Source organism: Nonomuraea sp. NBC_00507 (assembly GCF_036013525.1).
GTDB lineage: Bacteria > Actinomycetota > Actinomycetes > Streptosporangiales > Streptosporangiaceae > Nonomuraea.
The window spans coordinates 7,991,250-8,008,697 of record NZ_CP107853.1 but is presented as its reverse complement, the minus strand read 5'-3'; the positions used below and the strand labels follow the sequence as shown (position 1 = coordinate 8,008,697).

The 17,448-nt window shown below is 69.0% G+C and carries 17 protein-coding genes and 1 pseudogene; 6 read left to right on the top strand and 12 right to left on the bottom strand.

Going from position 1 to position 17,448, the window contains the following annotated elements; genetic code table 11:
- Positions 1-7 precede the first annotated feature (7 nt).
- Positions 8-628: a DsbA family oxidoreductase gene (locus OHA25_RS38625; protein WP_327581856.1), complete on the top strand. Its 621-nt coding sequence runs from the start codon at positions 8-10 to the stop codon at positions 626-628.
- A gap of 66 nt (positions 629-694) precedes the next feature.
- On the opposite strand, the gene OHA25_RS38620 is transcribed toward OHA25_RS38625, so the two are convergent.
- From OHA25_RS38620 to OHA25_RS38600, 5 genes and pseudogenes are all read right to left on the bottom strand, one after another.
- Entirely contained in the window at positions 695-1,219 is a 525-nt protein-coding gene (locus OHA25_RS38620; protein ID WP_327591102.1) for a CocE/NonD family hydrolase C-terminal non-catalytic domain-containing protein, read from the bottom strand.
- Between the two features lie 85 nt (positions 1,220-1,304).
- Positions 1,305-1,955: pseudogene (locus OHA25_RS38615) on the bottom strand (CocE/NonD family hydrolase); the annotation flags it as partial.
- 321 nt (positions 1,956-2,276) lie between these two features.
- On the bottom strand, positions 2,277-3,155 hold the full coding sequence (locus tag OHA25_RS38610; protein ID WP_327581855.1) for an alpha/beta fold hydrolase: 879 nt from the start codon (positions 3,153-3,155) through the stop codon (positions 2,277-2,279).
- A 30-nt stretch (positions 3,156-3,185) separates the two neighbouring features.
- A complete protein-coding gene (locus OHA25_RS38605; protein WP_327581854.1) occupies positions 3,186-4,001 on the bottom strand; it encodes an oxidoreductase in 816 nt (271 codons plus the stop codon).
- Positions 4,002-4,243: 242 nt separating this feature from the next.
- Positions 4,244-4,369, bottom strand: coding sequence for a hypothetical protein (locus OHA25_RS38600; protein ID WP_327581853.1), 126 nt, complete (start codon positions 4,367-4,369; stop codon positions 4,244-4,246).
- Positions 4,370-4,562: 193 nt separating this feature from the next.
- Between OHA25_RS38600 and OHA25_RS38595 the strand changes: the two genes are divergently transcribed.
- Positions 4,563-6,047 (top strand): alpha/beta hydrolase, encoded by a 1,485-nt coding sequence (locus OHA25_RS38595; RefSeq protein ID WP_327581852.1) that lies wholly within the window; start codon positions 4,563-4,565, stop codon positions 6,045-6,047.
- Between the two features lie 454 nt (positions 6,048-6,501).
- Here OHA25_RS38595 and OHA25_RS38590 read toward each other — a convergent pair whose 3' ends face one another.
- The 3 genes from OHA25_RS38590 to OHA25_RS38580 form a co-directional block, all read right to left on the bottom strand.
- Entirely contained in the window at positions 6,502-7,071 is a 570-nt protein-coding gene (locus tag OHA25_RS38590; RefSeq protein ID WP_327581851.1) for a TetR/AcrR family transcriptional regulator, read from the bottom strand.
- Positions 7,072-7,703: 632 nt separating this feature from the next.
- Positions 7,704-10,007: an ABC transporter permease gene (locus tag OHA25_RS38585; RefSeq protein WP_327581850.1), complete on the bottom strand. Its 2,304-nt coding sequence runs from the start codon at positions 10,005-10,007 to the stop codon at positions 7,704-7,706.
- Entirely contained in the window at positions 10,004-10,711 is a 708-nt protein-coding gene (locus OHA25_RS38580) for an ABC transporter ATP-binding protein (protein ID WP_327581849.1), read from the bottom strand. Before OHA25_RS38580 ends, OHA25_RS38585 begins: the two co-directional genes overlap by 4 nt.
- 87 nt (positions 10,712-10,798) lie before the next feature.
- On the opposite strand from OHA25_RS38580, the gene OHA25_RS38575 reads away from it, so the two are divergent.
- Together OHA25_RS38575 and OHA25_RS38570 are read left to right on the top strand one after the other, a co-directional pair.
- Positions 10,799-11,677 (top strand): sensor histidine kinase, encoded by an 879-nt coding sequence (locus OHA25_RS38575; RefSeq protein WP_327581848.1) that lies wholly within the window; start codon positions 10,799-10,801, stop codon positions 11,675-11,677.
- Positions 11,674-12,363: a response regulator transcription factor gene (locus OHA25_RS38570; protein ID WP_327581847.1), complete on the top strand. Its 690-nt coding sequence runs from the start codon at positions 11,674-11,676 to the stop codon at positions 12,361-12,363. Before OHA25_RS38575 ends, OHA25_RS38570 begins: the two co-directional genes overlap by 4 nt.
- A gap of 84 nt (positions 12,364-12,447) precedes the next feature.
- On the opposite strand, the gene OHA25_RS38565 is transcribed toward OHA25_RS38570, so the two are convergent.
- Together OHA25_RS38565 and OHA25_RS38560 are read right to left on the bottom strand one after the other, a co-directional pair.
- Entirely contained in the window at positions 12,448-12,582 is a 135-nt protein-coding gene (locus OHA25_RS38565) for a hypothetical protein (protein WP_327581846.1), read from the bottom strand.
- 187 nt (positions 12,583-12,769) lie between these two features.
- Positions 12,770-13,444 (bottom strand): dienelactone hydrolase family protein, encoded by a 675-nt coding sequence (locus OHA25_RS38560; protein WP_327581845.1) that lies wholly within the window; start codon positions 13,442-13,444, stop codon positions 12,770-12,772.
- A gap of 314 nt (positions 13,445-13,758) precedes the next feature.
- On the opposite strand from OHA25_RS38560, the gene OHA25_RS38555 reads away from it, so the two are divergent.
- On the top strand, positions 13,759-14,700 hold the full coding sequence (locus OHA25_RS38555; RefSeq protein ID WP_327581844.1) for a tyrosine-type recombinase/integrase: 942 nt from the start codon (positions 13,759-13,761) through the stop codon (positions 14,698-14,700).
- A 399-nt stretch (positions 14,701-15,099) separates the two neighbouring features.
- A complete protein-coding gene (locus OHA25_RS38550) occupies positions 15,100-15,522 on the top strand; it encodes a DUF4158 domain-containing protein (protein WP_327581843.1) in 423 nt (140 codons plus the stop codon).
- Between the two features lie 241 nt (positions 15,523-15,763).
- Here OHA25_RS38550 and OHA25_RS38545 read toward each other — a convergent pair whose 3' ends face one another.
- Together OHA25_RS38545 and OHA25_RS38540 are read right to left on the bottom strand one after the other, a co-directional pair.
- Complete coding sequence (locus OHA25_RS38545; RefSeq protein WP_327581842.1) at positions 15,764-17,005, bottom strand: serine hydrolase domain-containing protein; 1,242 nt, start codon at positions 17,003-17,005, stop codon at positions 15,764-15,766.
- A gap of 78 nt (positions 17,006-17,083) precedes the next feature.
- Positions 17,084-17,443 (bottom strand): DUF1048 domain-containing protein, encoded by a 360-nt coding sequence (locus tag OHA25_RS38540; RefSeq protein WP_327581841.1) that lies wholly within the window; start codon positions 17,441-17,443, stop codon positions 17,084-17,086.
- Positions 17,444-17,448 lie beyond the last annotated feature (5 nt).

Sequence of the window (17,448 nt, the reverse complement as noted above, 5' to 3'; positions counted from 1 at the left end):
AACGATCATGCAAGTCGAGGTCTACTTCGACGTCCTGTGCCCTTGGTGCTACATCGGCAAGAGAAGACTGGCCACCGCCCTGAAGGGCCGAAACGATGTGAACGTCGTCTGGCGCAGTTTCGAACTCGATCCGGACGGAAGCCCCATCCCCGGCCTGACGGCGGCGCAGGTGATCGCCACCTACCAGAACGACCCAGCCCGAGCGAGCGCCCGGGTGGCCCACATCCAAGCGCTCGGCGCAGCCGAGGAACTGGAACTCAACCTGCACCAGGTCCGGCCCGTCAACTCCTTCGATGCTCACCGCCTGATCCACCTGGCCGCCACCTGCGGCCTGGCCGACGCCGTTCTGGAACGTCTCCTTTACGGCTATCACACCATGGGCCGTAACATCGCCGACCCGGACGTTCTCCAAGCATTCGGCGTCGAGGCCGGACTTGATCTCGCCCAGGTAGGTGAACTCTTGACCGGCGACGCGTTCAGCGCTGAAGTCCGAGCCGATGAACGCCGCGCCACCCAGAGGGGAATCCGAGGCGTGCCTGCACTCGTCATTGACGGAGCCCCGCCAGTCTCGGCCGTTCAGGAACCTGCCGTTCTGACAAGCCTCCTCGAACGCGCGACACGCTTCTGAGCCGCAAGCTGCCGCCTTCGCCACTTTGATCTGGCCACCCCCAGACCATCGAGATCCGCGTCTCGTTCATGTCGGGCCGCGACAACGCCCTCCCCGTGTCAAGCACGTCGCTCGATACGGCTCGTTCGAAGCGACATTCGATTCCGAAGGTCCCGCCAACGCCGACCAGCTCACCTTCGACGCGGCCATCATCGAAACCGGCACGGACTCCGACCGACTCGCCTTCACGCGGGGGGAAGGGACCTCTAGCTGACGCGGCGTGCAGTGGAGCGGGAGCTCCAAGACCCACCCCAGGCATGCCACCCAGTCGGTCGAGGGTCCGTCCGTGGCGAAGAGAACCGCCCGGACCCGGCCGGTCACCTCGACGTCCTCGGCGAGCGGTTCGGTGGTGAAGACCAGGACGTCCTCGCGCGCCTCCACCGCCGTCTGGTCGAGCGGCCCGGGACGGAAGTCGTCGGACATGAAGAGCGCGCCGCCGGTGGTGGGCACCGGATCCATGGGGTCGTAGGTGAACTCCTCGGGCTGCTCGGCGGTGGAGGGCGGCTCGTGCGTCAGGCGTCCGTCCGCGCGCAGATGGAAGTCCGTGTCCACCGCCCGCGACAAGGGCCATTCCGCACTGGTTGATCCCCATGACGAACAGCAGCACTTTGCCCGTGTCCGGCTCCGGAGGCTCCCCTTCGCGGAGCGTGCGCTCGAACCAGTCGAGCTGCATGTCGGTCACGCGACCCCGCATGCCCATGAAGTCGGAGTTCGCGCCGAACCCGAAGTTGACGTCACCGACCACGTGCCGCCAGTTGGCGTGGCTCCACGGGCCCATGATCAGCGTGGAGGACCGGCCGGCACGGCGCATGGCGGTGAAGTTGTCGAGCGTGCCCTGACAGAAGATGTCGTACCAGCCGCCGACCTGGAAGGTAGGCAGATCGACCTCGTCGTGCCGGCCCGCGACGCGACAGGACCGCGCCCAATCGGGCTCCCGCCGGGAACGCTCGTAGCCCAGCTCGGGCAGGCCGTGCCGGGCGAACGCCGGAAACCGCCCGGCGGGCAGCTCCCCGTAACCGCTGCTCGCCAAGCCGTCGAGATCCCGCACGAGCCCGGCGATGCTCCTCTGCAGCCCGGCGAGGTCGGTGCGGTGACGGCGCATCAGGGTGTCGGCGCCCTGCATGAGGGACCAGGGCACGGTAATGCCGAGCTCGATCGCGCCGCCGCGCGAGAACAGGCCGTCGTCCGGATCGGACCACGTAAACAACGGCGCGATCGCCTTCAGCTCCGGCGGCTTCGACAGCGCCGCCATCCACTGGGTGTTGCCGAAATAGCTGCCGCCGCACATGCCGACCGAGCCGTACGAGCCGGGATATGAAGCCGCGCCTGGCCGCCGCCGCGGGGTCGAGCACCATGGCCACCATGGGCGACTGCTTGCCGTACGGCAGCCGGCTCAGCAGCACCGGCCACGGTCCGTACCGCCGGGCCGGTAGACATCCGCGCGCAGCACGGTGCCGTCACGCATCTGCGCCGGAACATCGAACTCGATCCGCATCTCCGCCATGTGCCGCTCCTTTGCCTGCCACGAGGCCTTCACGCGACATAGTGGAAGTCGGTTTCCTTCACGCACCACACCCGAATGGGGGTGATCACTCCGGTCTCGGGGCGGTCACGCCACCGCGTTCAACAGGTCGGCCAGCACGTGGGGCCGTTCCAGAGCAATGAAGTGGCCCGCTCCCGGCACCTGCGTGAAATCGGCGGCAGGCAGCAGTTCCTTGTTGGCCTCCCGGTCCGACCGCCGGGACCAGTCCTTCTCCCCGTAAACGAGGTGAATGGGGGCCTTGACCGCGGTGTAGCGCGCGCGGGCCGCGATGAGGCTGGGCAGGCTCTGGTACACGGCCCGGGCGACGGTCGGGTAGCCGGGCCGGCTGCCCACCTGGAGGAGCTCGTCCACGTAGTCCGCCCGCAAAGCGGTCTTGTCCACCAGCCCGCCCTGCAGGACCCTGCGGAGGATGGCCTTGGGCTCCACCCCGGCGACCACCGGGCCCACCCCCGGAGCGAGAACACCGCCGACCACCACACGGGCGAGGAGACCGGACCGGGCGATTCCGCCGCAGTAATCGTACGCATTCACCGCAACGACGCGCCGTACCCGCTCCGGCAGATCGGCCGCGGTGGTCAGCGCGAGCACCGCACCCATGGACTCCCCGACCAACGTCACGTCATAGAGGTCGAGTTCGCTGAGGAGCCTTTCGACGCCCGCGCGCATCGCCGGCTCCTGGTACGACGCACCAGGCACGATCTCGGAGTAGCCCATCCCCGGGAGATCGAGGGCGTACACGGTGTACTGGTCGGAGATCAAGGGGATGAGGGCGCGGAAGTGCTCGGCCTGCGTTCGCACGGTGTGCAGCAGGACCAGGGGAGCACCCGTGCCCGCTTTGAGGTAACGCAGCCTTCCCTCATGGCTGTGGCGCCCTCCGCGCGGGGCGATGGTGTGGCTGGTGGTCCCCGGAATGTCAATCGTGGGACGCGCCTCTTGGCTGGGCATATCAACCGACTCCTTGTGGCGGGGCAGGCGTCAGCCGGCCAGTTGGTTGAGCTTGCGGATCTGCTTGTCGAAAACCCGGGCAGGAGCGATGCGGCGCAGTGTGCTTGCGCGTCCGGCCAGGGATCCGGCGGTGTAGCGCAGCTTCGGCTTCGGGTCGGTCGCTGCTTCGACGATCACCTTGGCGACGGTGGCGGGGTCGTCGCCGTCCTTGATCGCTGTCTCCATCATGCGGTCGAAGGCGCGCCGCTGGTCCGCGTAGACCTGCAGGGGCGTGTCGGGGCGCGGGCTGTTGGCCTCGAATCCGGTGGTGGTGTAGGCGGGCTCGACGAGAAGCGCCCGGACGCCGTACTCGCGGACCTCGTGGTCCAAGGACTCGGAGTATCCCTCGATCGCATGCTTGGAGGCGGCGTAGGCGGCCATATAAGGCGAGGGAAGGAAGCCGACCACGGAGGAGAGGTTGATGATGCGGCCGCGTCCTTGAGCGCGCATACGGGGCAGGACGGCCTTCGTCATCCGCATCACCCCGAAGACGTTGACGTTGAAGAGGTCCTGGGCCTGCGCGACGGAGCTTTCCTCAACGGCACCGATGGCGCCCATGCCGGCGTTGTTGACCAGCACGTCAATCCGCCCGAACCGCTCGAACACCTGCTGGACCGCGGCGGTGACCGACTTGTCATTGGCCACGTCGAGGTCGAGGAAGGTCACACCGTCGAGCGGGGTGACGCGCGAGGTGTCACGGCTTGTGCCGACCACGTCGAAGCCCGCTTCCACCAGCGCGAGCGCGGCCGCTTTTCCGATGCCGGATGACGCACCCGTCACGAGCGCTACCGGCCGATTTGTCGCCATCCTGGACTCCCTAGCTCAGTGAGAAAACCGATCGGTTTCCCTCACTGTAAACCGACCGGTTTCCCGGTGCAAGCTCAAGGAGGAAACAGATCCAGGCGCGTCACCCTTCGTTCACGTTGCCCGCTGGCAGAGGGTCGGCGTTCGACCGTCGCCGGGGTCAGACGCACAAGCTTTGCGCCGTACCGCGCGGGAGCTTCGCGGTCGCCTATGGGATCTCGGAGCAGGCCGGGCGGGGCGCTGCGTCATGCGCGCGCACCGTGGCGGTCGGTCAGCCGCCCGGCCAGCGGCGTGACGGCGGCCATCGCCGCGGCGTAGGCAGCGAACAGCGCGCCAGCGGCCGCGGGTACGAGGTCACGGTTCCCCCTCATCCTGCATCAGGCCGGCCACGATGGCGCGGGCGGGTCCGGGGACGCCGACCCTCTCCGAAATAAGCAACTCTGGTTGACTGAATGCAAATTAGTCAACTACGGTTGCTTCCGTTCCCTCCGTGGTGCGCGCCTCGGTTCGATCAACCAGCAGGCTGTAGCGCGCCCACGACATCCCCTTATCCGAGGACGATGAATGAAACGGGTAGCTGCTGTGCTCGCCGCACTGACGGTAGGGGCCGGAGTGCTGACCGGGACCGGGGTCGCCGGCGCCAACACCTTGAGCCGCTTCTACGAACAAGACGTCGAGTGGAAGGCCTGCGGGGATGCCGCGCTGGACCAGGCGGGCGCCCAATGTGCCGAGATCATGGTGCCGTTGGACTACTCCCAACCGCAGGGCCGTACGATCAAGGTGGCGATCTCGCGGCTGAAGGCCACCGACACCAAGCGCCGGCGCGGGATCATGCTCTCCAACCCCGGCGGTCCCGGCGGCGCGGGCCTGCACTTCATGCTCTACATCCGCGGGGCGATGACCCCCGAGGTCTCCTCCCGTTACGACCTGATCGGCATGGATCCGCGGGGGGTCGGGCGTAGTGCTGCGATCGACTGCGGATGGCCCATCGGGCACATGCTCTGGTCGGCCGGGCTGGACCGGGCAGACTTCCGCGACGCCGTACGGACCCAGGCCGGTCTCGCACGGCGATGCGCGCGCACGGAGGGCGACAGGATCGCCCACATCACCACCCGCAACACCGCGCGGGACATGGACGTCATCCGCGGCGCCCTAGCGGAGGAGAAGACCTCCTACTTCGGCATGTCCTACGGCACCTACCTCGGCGCGGTCTTCACCCAGATGTTCCCGCACCGCAGCGACCGGATCGTGCTGGACAGCGCGATCGATCCGGCCGCGTACATGGCTGGGTCGATCAGGAACCAGGGGCCGATCAACGAGGCCGCGCTGGATGCGTGGGCAAGCTGGACCGCGGCCCGCGACGCCGACTACCACCTCGGCACGACACGGCGGCAGGTGCGGGACCGAGTCCAGGACCTGATCAGGCAGGCGGCCAGATCGCCGATCCGCATCGGCGAGCACCTCCTGGATGAGCGGTTTCTTCCCATGACAATGTTCACGCTGCTGCATGACGCCCGCTACAACGCCCACCTGGCCGCACGGGTGCGGCAGATCGCCGATGCCGCCGAGGGCAAGCCGGTCCAGCCGAGCAAGGACTTCGACGACGAGCTGCGCTTCATGCTGACGGGTCGGCCCCAAGATCTGTCCAGCCAGGCGGCCGTGATCTGCGGTGACGCCGCCGTGCCACGGGATCCGGAGTGGTATTGGCGCAACATCCAGCGCAGCCGGGGCGGCCAGCCGGTGTTCGGGCCATACGCGAACAACATCACGGCCTGCGCGTTCTGGACGCCGCCCCGCGAACCCAAGACCTTCGTGCGCAACGACGTACCCGCCCTCATCGTCCAAGCCACTCTCGACACCCGGACCGTCTACCAGGAAGGCGTGAACCTGCACCGGGCGATGTCCGCCTCCCGCCTGGTCAGCCTCCAGGACGTGCGCATGCACGGCATCTTCGGCCGCCTGCCGAACCCCTGCGTGGACAACGCGGTAAACACCTATTTCCGCGACGGCACCCTGCCCGCCACTGACCTCACCTGCCATGCGGACTGAACGTCACATCGCACCCATTCAGAAGGACGGCATGGGCCGCGGCAAGGCGTCTGCCTTGTCGCCGCCCGAGCTGTCACCGGAGATTGCGCTACCCGGGCAAGGAACCGTGGCAGAGGCGAATAGCCAGGTCACACCATCGATGATTGCCCCATTTTGTGATCGACCCGACCACCCACACTCCGGGTGCCTGAAATCTCGCCAATACCCCAAGAGGCGGGAGCACTGGTTGCTCAACCCAGGCCCTGCGGCAAAAGAGGCCTAAGAGGCTCAGGAGCAACTCAAGCGATATTTCCCATCGCCCGACCTCAACGTAACAGTGGGCCCCGGTGGGCCGGATCCCTGCCTACTTTCTCCCCGGTCGATCAGGAGGAACCTCTCTGGTGAGACGGCCTGCAAACGATGCCGGCCATTGGAGTGCACATCAGTCACCGAGCCTGCTGGAAAAGGTGATGCGTCAGTGCACGCCTGCCGCATCGAGCAGGGTGACCACGGTGGGCGCGATGAGCCCTGTCAGGGTGTCGGCTCCGATCCCCGCACGGGCGCTGGCGCCGTCGAAGACCACGCTGAGCTGCCGGGCCAGCAGATCCGGGTCGCTCGCCCCGCCTTGCTCGGCCTCGGCACGGAAAAAGGCCATCAGGTTCCCCTTGACCCGGTGTGCCACCTGGCTCGCAGGGTGGCTCTGGTCCTTGAGCTCGATCTGCACAGCGAGGTACTGGCAGCCTCGGAACTCGGGCGCGCCCGCCTGCAACTCCACCTGCTCGAAGACGTGCAGGATCCGCTCGCGGGGTGAACGGCCATCATCCGCCCCCGGCAGGAGCTTCGCCACGAAGGCGGACGAGCGCTCCTCCAGGCTCGCTGCGAGCAGTTCGTCCTTGCTCTCGAACAGCTGATACATGGAGCGCTTCGACACCCCCGCCGCCTTGCACAGCGCCTCGATGCCGATGCCGACACCGTTTCGGTAGGTGAGCGTGGCCGCCGCCTCCAGCAGCCGCTCTCGGGGACTGAGCCTCACTTCGGTGGTCATACTGCGAGGTTAACTCCATTCCGGCGAAATGAAAACCGATCGGTTTCCAGGCGTGCCGCAGCGATATCCGGCGCCGCGCACAGCCGGGCGGACATCCGAACCCGAACAGCGCGGCCACCAGGAGACCGACGGCCAACATCACCCAGCGCCGGGTCAACCCCGCGTCACCCTTCACCTCCTTCTCGTCCATCGGCCTCCGGTCGATCATGTCCCCGCTCGCAGTGGACTTCTTGATCGACTCGCTGATCTGCGCCCCCAGGTTGACCTGCTTGCCGCCGACAGCGGCCCCCTTGCCGGCGTTGACCAGACCGACGGGCAGCTTCGTCACGTGACCGGCCGGATCGATGGCCGCTCACGCCGACGGCCTTGTGGGTCTGCCCCGGCTGCACGGTTCTCTCCGAGGTTTCGTCTGATCGCCGGTTGATGATCGGTTCGTCGAAGTAAGGCTCGTCGACCAGCCCGAAGCCCCGTAGCGCGGTGTCGTAGATCTTGATCCGGCCCGTCCAGCCGGCGCCGTAGCCTTCGCTGTACCAGGGCGGCCCCCAGGAGTACTGGAACGTGCCGCTGTACTCGGTTGTGAGCTTCAGGTTGTTGCCAGGTTCAGCCCGGCGGCCCGCGCAGCGGTGCCCGGCCTACTCGTTGTGAAGGACGGCGGCAATGGTGAGGCGGGCGGCGGACCGGGCGGGGATGAGCGCGCCGAGGACGGCGATGGCCACGCCCGCCGCGGCCAGGAGGGCGAGTTGTGGCGGCTGCCAGACGTCCTTCATGAATGCGGGGAACACCACGATGCCGACGTTGTCCACGAGCAGGCGGTGCGCGGCGATCCCGCAGGGGATGCCGATGAGGGCGCCGGCCAGACCGAGCGCCGCCATCGACGTCACGGTCATGGTGGTGACCTGGCGGGGGGTCATGCCGATGGATTTGAGCATGCCGAGGTCACGACGGCGTTCGCGGGTGTTGAGCAGGACGGTGTTGAAGACGCCCAGCGCCGCCACCACGATGATGAGCGTGGTGAAGACCGAGGCGAGCCCCACGACGGTGGTGGTGACGAGGGAGTCGGGGACCGCGACGGAGGGGTAGAGACCGGGGTCGGCCGCTTTGACGGCCCTGGCGTAGGCCTCGGGGTCGGCGTGCGGGGTGAGTTGCACCTCGTAGTGGTCGGCGCTGGTCTGCGGGGCCAGCGTGGCGAGGGTCTGCCAGGAGGACCACAGGAAGCGGACGTCGCCGTTCATGAGCTGGCCCACGATGGTGGCGCGGGCCTGCTTGCCGTCCAGCTGCAGGGTGACCTGGTCGCCGACCGTCAGGCCGCGCTGGGTCAGAAAAGGCGGCGGGGCGACGATCTCGCCCGGCCCTTCCAGCCAGCGGCCTTGGACGACCTGCGGCGCCAGGGTGGAGGGGTCACCCCGCTGGAAGTTGACGTCGCTGCGCTGGGCGTGGCCCGCCAGGTGCACTTCGACGAACACCTGTGCGGTCACCTTGCCGGCTCCCGGCAGTGAGCGCAGCAGCGCCTCGATGCGCTCGTCACTGAGCGTGGGCGCGGTCTGCTGGAAGGCGGGCTTGCCGGCGCGTACGACCACCCGGGAGGCCGAGTCGGCCTCGGCGAAGGCGAGCATGGTGCTGGTCAGGCCGGTGGTGAGGGTGACGGTGGTGACGCCGAGGACGATCGCCGCCAAGGTCATCATGGTACGGCCGGGCCGGGCCAGCGGCTGGCCCAGCCCGAGGCTGACGGGGCGGGGAAGCCATGTGCCGCCGAGCCATCGCTGGACGGCCAGGGCTCGGCCCCGGGCGGGTGCGCTGCCGGCGCTGATCGCCCGGGCGGCCGGCAGCCGATGGGCGCGCAGCGCGGGCACCAGCGCGGCCAGGAGGACCAGCACGAGCATGCTGGCCGGCGCGGCGACCGGCACCCAGGGGCTGATCCCGATGTCGGCGGCGCCGTTCTCGACGCCCTGGAAGGCGGTGCGCAGCACGGGCCCGGCCAGCATGCTGCCCAGGAGCGTGCCGAGGACGCTGCCGGCGACGGCGGGCACGGACACCATCGTGAGGTAGACGATGACCACCTGGTTGGGGGTGAAGCCCACGGCCTTGAGCACGCCGATGTGCCGGGAGCCGGACACGACCGCGCCGCTGACGACGTTGGCCACGATCAGGACGGCGACGAGCAGGCTGAGAGCACTGAAGAGAGTCATGAACAGCAGGTAGGCGTCGGCCGAGCTGGCGTAGGCGTGGCGCAGCGCGAGGTGGGACCGGGCGACGCTCAGCGCTCCGGCGGGCAGCCCGGCGGTGGCCGCCTCCAGGGCGGCACGTACCTCCTGCTCGGTGTCGTGGTCGGTGAACCGGTAGAGCATCTGCATGCTGCCGGGGCGCAGCGCGGCGGCCTGCTGGGGGGTGACCCAGGCATCGGCCGACTGGCTCATGCTGGAGGCGAAGCCGACGACGGTGAGCGGCGGGAGGCCGGGGGCCTGCAGGCGGGAGCCGAGCGCGCCGGGCCGGGGCGGGGCGTCGGCGTTGCGCAGGTTGAGGACGATCTCGCCGGGGGCGGTGGCCCAGCGTCCTTGCAGGGGGCGGACGCGGTCGACGGGGTCTGCGAGCCCGGCACGGCCCACGATCTTGAGGGGACCTTCGGCCTCGGGGATGTCGGTGGTCCGGGGAAAGGTGATGAGGGCCTGGTCGAAGGGGCCGGACGCGGCCTCGACGCCGGGCCGGTCGCGGGTCTCGGCCAGCTGCTGCCTCGACACCTTCGCGGTGTCGAAGACGGCCACCGCGTGGGCGCCGCGCTGCTGGTCGAAGGCCCGGTCGAACGGGGTGGTGGCGGCGTCGAGCAGCCCCAGGGCCAGCATGGTGGTGATGGTGCCGGACAGCACGACCAGCCCGGTGATGACGGTTTGCAGCCGTCGGCGGCGTACGGCCGCGCGGGCGGCGCGCCACACGGCGCTCATTCGACCCCCTCCAGCGTGCTGTGCCGGGCGATGCGGCCGTCGGCGAGTTCGACCAGGCGGCTGGCGCAGCGGGTGGCGAGGTGCGGGTCGTGGGTGACGATCAGCAGGGTCTGGCCGATCTGGTTGAGGTCGATGAGCAGGTCCATCACCTGCTCGCCGGAGCGGCTGTCCAGCGCGCCGGTCGGCTCGTCGGCCAGGAGCAGGGCCGGGCGGTTCATCAGGGCGCGGGCCACGGCCACGCGCTGCCGTTCGCCGCCGCTGAGCGTGGCCGGGTAGGCGTCCTTGCGGGCGGCGATGCCGAGCTCGTCGAGCAGTTCGAGGGCGCGTCTGCGGGCGTGGCGGGCGGAGGTGCCGATGAGTTGCGCGGGCAGCGCGACGTTGTCCAGCGCCGGCAGGTCGTCGATGAGGTTGAAGAACTGGAAGATCATGCCGATGTGGCGGCGCCGGAACAGCGCCAGCCCCGTCTCGTCGAGCCCGCCCAGGTCCTGGCCGTCGACCTCCACCGTGCCCGCCGTCGGGCGGTCAAGGCCGGCGATCATGTTGAGCAGGGTCGACTTGCCGCATCCCGACGGTCCCATCACGGCGACGGCTTCCCCGGCGTGGATCCGCAGGTCCAGGCCGTTCAGCGCCGTGGTCGCGCCGTACTCCTTGCGCACGCTGTCCAGCCGTACGACGGGCTGGCCGGTCCGGTCATCATTGTTCACCTGGAGAACCGTAGGGCAGGCGTGCGGGTGGCGGCATCGGCCCGCGGACTGACCCTGGTGGCGGTGTCGTACCACAGATGTACGGCTGTGGAACCCCGGTCTGATGCGCTGCCGGCCGGCATCTGGGAGATTGAAGGCGTGTGGGATTCCGGGGCCGGGTGGCTGCTGGTGGCGCTGGTGGCGGCCTGCGCCGTGGCGGGGTGGCTGGGCGTGGCACTGGTGCGTGCGCGCCGCCTGCACCGGCGGGCGCTGGAGGAGCGCGGCTGGCTGCTGGAGCGGGAGCGGGAGAGCGCGGCCCGCGCCGCGGTGGAGGGCGAGCGTTCCCGAATCGCCCGTGAGCTGCACGACATCGTCAGCCACAACGTGAGTTTGATGGTGGTGCAGGCCGGGGCGGCCCGGGAGGTGCTGGCGACGATGCCAGGGGAGGCGGAGCAGGCGCTCAGGGCGGTCGAGGGCGCGGGCCGGGACGCGATGACCGAGCTGCGTCACCTGCTGGGGCTGCTCGCGCCGTCGCAGAGCGGCGAGGACGAGCCGCACGAGAGCGAGTTGTCGCCGCAGCCGGGCCTGAGCAGACTGAGCGCGTTGGTCGACCGGTTCGCCTTCGCCGGTCTGCCCGTCGAAGTGCGCATTTCGGGGGCGCCGCGGCCGCTGCCCGCCGGGATCGACGTCACCGCGTACCGGATCGTGCAGGAGGCGCTGACGAATGCGCTCAAGCACGGTAGCGGCGTGCAGGCGCAGGTGACGGTCCGCTATGCCGAGCACTACCTGCGGGTGGAGGTGCTCAACAGCGGGCCGAGCGTTCTGACCGGCGATGCGCCGGCCCCCGCCGATCAGCGGGACGGCGCGGGCCGCGGGCTGATGGGCCTCCGTGAGCGGGTCGCCGTCTACGGCGGCGACCTGGATGCCCGGCGGCGGCTGGGCGGCGGCTACCGCGTGCGGGCGCGTATCCCGCTGGACCGGCCGTGAGCGCGGCAGAGGCGGTGCCGCGGGTGCTCATCGCCGATGACCAGGCACTGGTGCGAGGCGGCTTCCGGCTGATCCTGACCACGCGCGGCATCCCCGTAGTGGGTGAGGCCGCCGACGGGGCGGAGGCCGTCGCGGCGGCGCGGAAGCTGCGCCCCGACGTGGTGCTGATGGACATCCGCATGCCCAACATGGACGGCCTGGAGGCCGCCCGGCGCATCCTGCTGGAGCTGCCGACCTGCCGGGTGATCATGCTGACCACGTTCGACCTGGACCGCTACGTCTATGCCGCGCTGTCGCTGGGGGCCAGCGGCTTCCTGCTGAAGGACGTGACCCCCGAGCATCTGGCCGCCGCCGTGCGCCTGGTCAGCACCGGCGACGCGCTGCTGGCCCCCTCCATCACCCGCCGGCTGGTGGAGCGCTACGCCTGCGCCGACGTGCGGCCCGCCCCCGCCCCAGCCGCCGCACACCGCGAACTGGTCGGGCTGACGCCTCGCGAACTGGAGGTGCTGAGGCTCCTGGGGCAGGGGCTGTCCAACACCGAGCTGGCCAAGGCCCTGACCCTCAGCGAGTCGACCGTCAAGACGCATGTCGGCCGCATCTTCACCAAGCTCGGGCTGCGAGACCGGGCGCAGGCGGTCGTGCTCGCCTACGAGACGGGGCTGGTCTCGCCGGGTGAGAGCGGGTAGGAGCTTGCGCCGCGCCGGTGTGGTGGCCCTTTTCCACTCTTGAGCACCTGCGGCCCGACGTCGCCCCACGCGCCGCACCTTTGGTCAGCCGCGCACTGTGGTGGTGCGCAGCTCCGGGTCGGAGTTGATCTCAGGTTCGGTGAACCCCACGTTGACCCACTTCTTGCGCGAGTAAAGCTCGGTCTGGTCGGTGTCGACGGCTTGCTCGAGCTGTGCCATCGCGTCGGCGTGGCACCCGTGGTGGCCCGCCGCTCGGGTCGGCGCGACCAGACGCAATGTAGCTCTGAGTAATCACAGTCACAGTTCGTGTTCGCAGAAATGGTCATTTCTGAGAACACGAACGGTAGCCATCATTACGCAGAGCTACTTTGGGGCTCATCGCACGAACCCGAGCGGTGGGCCGTGGTCAGGAGCTACTCAGGTGCCGAGCGAAGAATCGGATCGAGCTGTCGATTTCGAAAGCCGGGATTCGGAAGTGGCCGCCGGGGTTGGCGTGCAAGGTTTTCTCGGCGGAGCCGAGTGCGTCGAACAGCTTCATGACCGAGTCCCGCGGATTGCCTTCATCGTCCCACTGCAGTACGAACTCGACCGGGATCGTGATCCGCGCCGCGATGTCGATGAGCCAGTCGCTTCCGACGAGGCCCAAGACCGCGGCTTTGATCCGAGGTTCGGCCGCGACGAGGCGGATGCCCATCTCACCGCCCTGGGACAGACCGTAGTACCCGACGGGCTGGCTGTCGCCGACGGAATCCAGTTTCTGGAGCGCGTCGAGGGTGGTCTGCCAGTCGGGGATTAGCTGCGCCGCCACGGTTTCGTTGAGGGCGGGCCACTCCGGGCAGGACCGGAAGGGCTCGCTCGCGGCCTCTTGTTCCTGGATGAGTGCGACGAGCCGCCGGATTTCCGGGTGTTCCGGCCTGTCGCCGGTACCTGGCGCGTCGATCGCGGCGACCGCGAAGCCGCAGGAGGTGACGTAGGGGAAGGCTCGGGAGACGACCTCCCATCCCTTCTTGCGCTGGCCGCCGCCATGCCCGATCAGGACCAGTGGGCGGGGACCGGTGCCCTCGGCGGGCGTCCAGAGCACCCAGGGATGTCTCCAATGGTGAAGAGTTGCTCGCGGACGCCGTCGGTGCACGTTTCCGAGGTGATGCGCATGGCGGTATTAGACCGGCATTCCCGCTGACGCGCGAGTCGATTATCTGCCCGTCGTTAACCGGCTGCTAGGAAGTACATTCGAGGGTCATTGGCCCACATGATGTACGTGATAACGGTCCCGTACATGAGCGATCACGGCGGCACGTCGGCCAGGAGAACCCCTCGCCAGGACGCTGCGCGACTCCGGCACGTTATCCGGTACATCACCCAGGTCGGCACAGTGGCCGCCGCCCGGCGGCTGGCATGACCGCCGCACCAAAGATCACCGCCCTTCGCGGTGGGCACGTCACGCTCGCCGCGGCCGCCGACACCTTCCTCGCCACCCCGCGCACCGCCAACCCCAACACCCACCGCGCCTACGCCTCGGCCATCGACCGCACCATCGAGCGGCTCGGCCGCGACCGGCCGCTCGCCGACATCACCGACACCGAGATCGGCGCCGCGCTCACCGAACTGTGGGGCCGATGCGCGCCGGCGACCTGGAACCGCAACCGCGCCGCCATCACCTCCTGGCTCGCCTGGTGCCAGACCAAGAAGCACTGGGCCGCCCCGTCGGTCCCGGCCGACGCCGAACGCCGCAAGGAAAGCGCCGACGAGACCCGCGCCGTGGCCAAGACCACCATCCACCGGCTGCTGTCGCGCCGCGACATCCCGCTGCGCGAGAAGACGCTGTGGCGGATGCTGTACGAGACGGCGGCCCGGGCCGCCGAGATCCTCGCGCTCAACGTCGAGGACCTCGACCTGGAGCACCGCCGCGCCCCCATCCGCTCCAAGGGAGGCGCCACCGAATGGGTGTACTGGGACAGCGGCACCGCCCACCTGCTACCCCGCCTGCTCCGCCTCCCGGACGGCAGCCCTCGCACCCACGGCCCGCTGTTCCTGTGCGAACGCCGCCCGGTCCCCGCCCGCCGCCCGGCCGAAGGCGACATCTGCCCGCACACCGGCCGCGCCCGCCTCGGCTACGACCGCGCCCGCGTCCTGCTGGACAAGTACGCCGGCCTCGACCTGCACCAGTTGCGCCACAGCGCCGCCACCCACCTCGGCGACGCCGAAGTACCGCTGCAGCTCATCATGGGCAAGACCCGGCACAAGAACCCGCGCACCGCCATGCGCTACGTCAAACCCGGCGCCGAAGCCATCGCCAAGGTCACCGAGGTCCTGGCACCGCGCCGCCGTACCCACTGATCAACTGAGTGGCGGCTCGCCGGAGCTATAGGAGTTCCGGGCCGAGTAGGTGAGGATCGTGCGGGCACTCGGGGGCCAGACCAAGTACGAGAGAAAGGGGCAGCGGGGTGCTGAGCCGCAGCCCAGAGGGCATGTGCGTCGGATGATGTGACCCTCCGCATTGGTTTGGTTGCGGTTTGGTGAACAAGGTGTCTGGTGGAGTTGATCGTCGCTACGGTTTCGGCGTCTGGACGCCGGGATCGAGCGGACCGCCTATCCGCAGTTCAAGCGGCTGACATCGGCGCGGGTGCTGCATGTGTTCTTCACGCCGTCGTCGGAAGAGGTGGACTGGGCCGAAAGGGCACCGGCAGCCCGGAGTCGCGCTTCGCGCTGGTGCCGGCGTTGAAGTGCTTTCAGAAGATGGCGCGCTTTCCGTCCCCGGACGAGATCCCCGAGGTGGTGATCGATCACGTCCGGCGCTCTCTGGAGCTGCCCGAGGACGTCTGGCCGGACCATGGCTCCTCCGGCAGCGCTAAGGCGCATCGCAAGCTCGTGCGCCAGCGTCAGGGAGTGCAGTACGACGCGGGCCGGGCCCGGGCGATCGCCGCGGCGGCGATCCGGAAGGCGGCCCAGGCCAAGAACAACCCGGCGGACCTGATCAACGTGGCGATCGAGGAGTTGCTCCGCCTCCGGCTGGAACTGCTCGGGTACACGACGCTGGAGGACCTGGCCACCAGCATCCGTGCTGAGGTGAACGCCACGATCTTCGCCACGTCAGCCGCTTCGGCGCGTACGCCACCGACGAACTACACCACCAGCCAGACCCGTTCGATCCCCTGCTAAAAGAGGTCGACTTCACCGACGTCGAGCTGGCTGCTTGATCAAAAGGGCGCTGGTGCCAGTGCCGAGAGCGCTCGGCTGAGCATCGGTGCTCTCGGCTCGCTCGGCAGCGTATGACGGCAACTTGTTGATCGTTTGAGCCACACTTCCCGTTTCCGGACATGACCAACAAGGGTGCGCGCTCGAAGGCCGCAGCCTGGCCAAGTCTTTCTATCGGACCGACTCGACCAGGCAGGATGGGCTGTCAGTCGTCGATGGCCTGGTAGAGCGTGGTCCAGAAGTCGTGGATGGCCCGCGCCGAATCCGGGGTGGACATGCCGGTCTGGGTGAGCAGGATGCCGACGAGTTGGTGGTGCGGGTCGGCGTAGACGGTGGTGCCGCTGCCGCCGTCCCAGCCGAACTGGCCGACGGGGGCGTAGTCGCCCCGGTAGGTGCGCACCGCCATGCCGAAGCCCCAGCCGCCGTGCTGTCCCAGGCCATACCCCCGATGGACGGAGTCGCGGCCGAAGGCCACTCGGGCGGCCAGCTGCTCGGGTGGAAGTTGGTTGGTGGTCATCATCTCGACGGCGGGCCGGGACAGGATCCGTTCGCCGTCGTGAATCCCGCCGTTGAGCAGCATCCGGAAGAAGGCGTGGTAGTCGTCGGCGGTGGAGTCGAGTCCGCCGCCGCCGGACTGGAACGCCGGAGGCGTGCTGTGGTGTCCCCCTCCGGCAGGGTCCTCCACGCGGAACTCTCCGGTCTGCCAGTCGGGGGCGTACAGCGGCGGCAGCCGGTCGATCTTGTCGGCGGGCACGTGGAAGCCGGTGTCCTTCATGCCCAGCGGGTCGAAGATGCGCTCGCGCAGGAACTCCTCGAACGACTGGCCGGTGACCCTGGCCACCAGCACGCCGAGCACGTCGTTGCTGAGGTTGTAGATCCACCGCTCGCCGGGCTGGCAGATCAGCGGCAATGTGCCGAGGCGGCGCATCCACTCATCCGGGTCCGGCGCGGGCAGCAGCCATCCGTCCTCCTGGCCGTAGATGCCCCGCTCGAAGAGCGCGCCCATGATCGGGGTGCCCGGCGCGGTCATGTCCATGCCGAGCCCGTTGGTGGAGGTGAGCAGGTCCCGCACGCTGATCGGCCGCCGCGCCGGCACTGTGTCGTCCAGCGGTCCGTCGGGCCGCGTCAGCACTTGCCGGTCGGCGAGCTCGGGCAGCCACGGATCCACCGGGTCGTCCAGCCGCAGCCGGCACTCGTCCACCAGCACCATCGCCGCCGCCGCCCCGACCGGCTTGGTCGTCGAGGCCATCCGGAAGATGGTGTCGCGGCGCATCGGCGCGCCACCGTCATGGCACATCGTCCCGATCGTCTCAACGTGGGTCTCCTCGCCCCGGCTGACCAGGGCGACCAGCCCGGGGATCTTCCCGGACTCGACATGCCGTGCCAGCACGTCGCGCAGTCTGTCCAGCCCGGTCTTGGAGAAGCCGCTGTTGCTGTGTCCCATCATGAATCTCCTTTACACAATGTCTGATCTTGCAAGACCCGTCCCGGCGCGGCACGCACGAGAGTCGGGAGTCCGGCGGTCTCAGGCGGCGACGCGCGCGATGGCGTCGGTCAGCTGCTTGCGCGCACGCGCGGGGACGTAACCGCCGTCGGAGTAGTCGCGGACGAACTCCTCGACGAACTTCACCGGATCCTGCCCGACGATCTCGCGGATCGGCGTCCCGTTCGCCGCAGCCTGTTCGAACAGGGCGGCGAGTTTCTCGAACCGCGACGCGTCGCTGTCGCCGTCAGTCGGCACGAAGTGCATCATGTGCCGCTCGATCGCTTCAACCGCCGTGCGGTAGTCCGGCGGGAGCTGGCCCACGCGCGCCTTGTACTGCCGCCACCGCCGCTTGGGGCCGATCATCCTCGCGATGAAGCCACCCATTGCGATGTCAGACATATCCT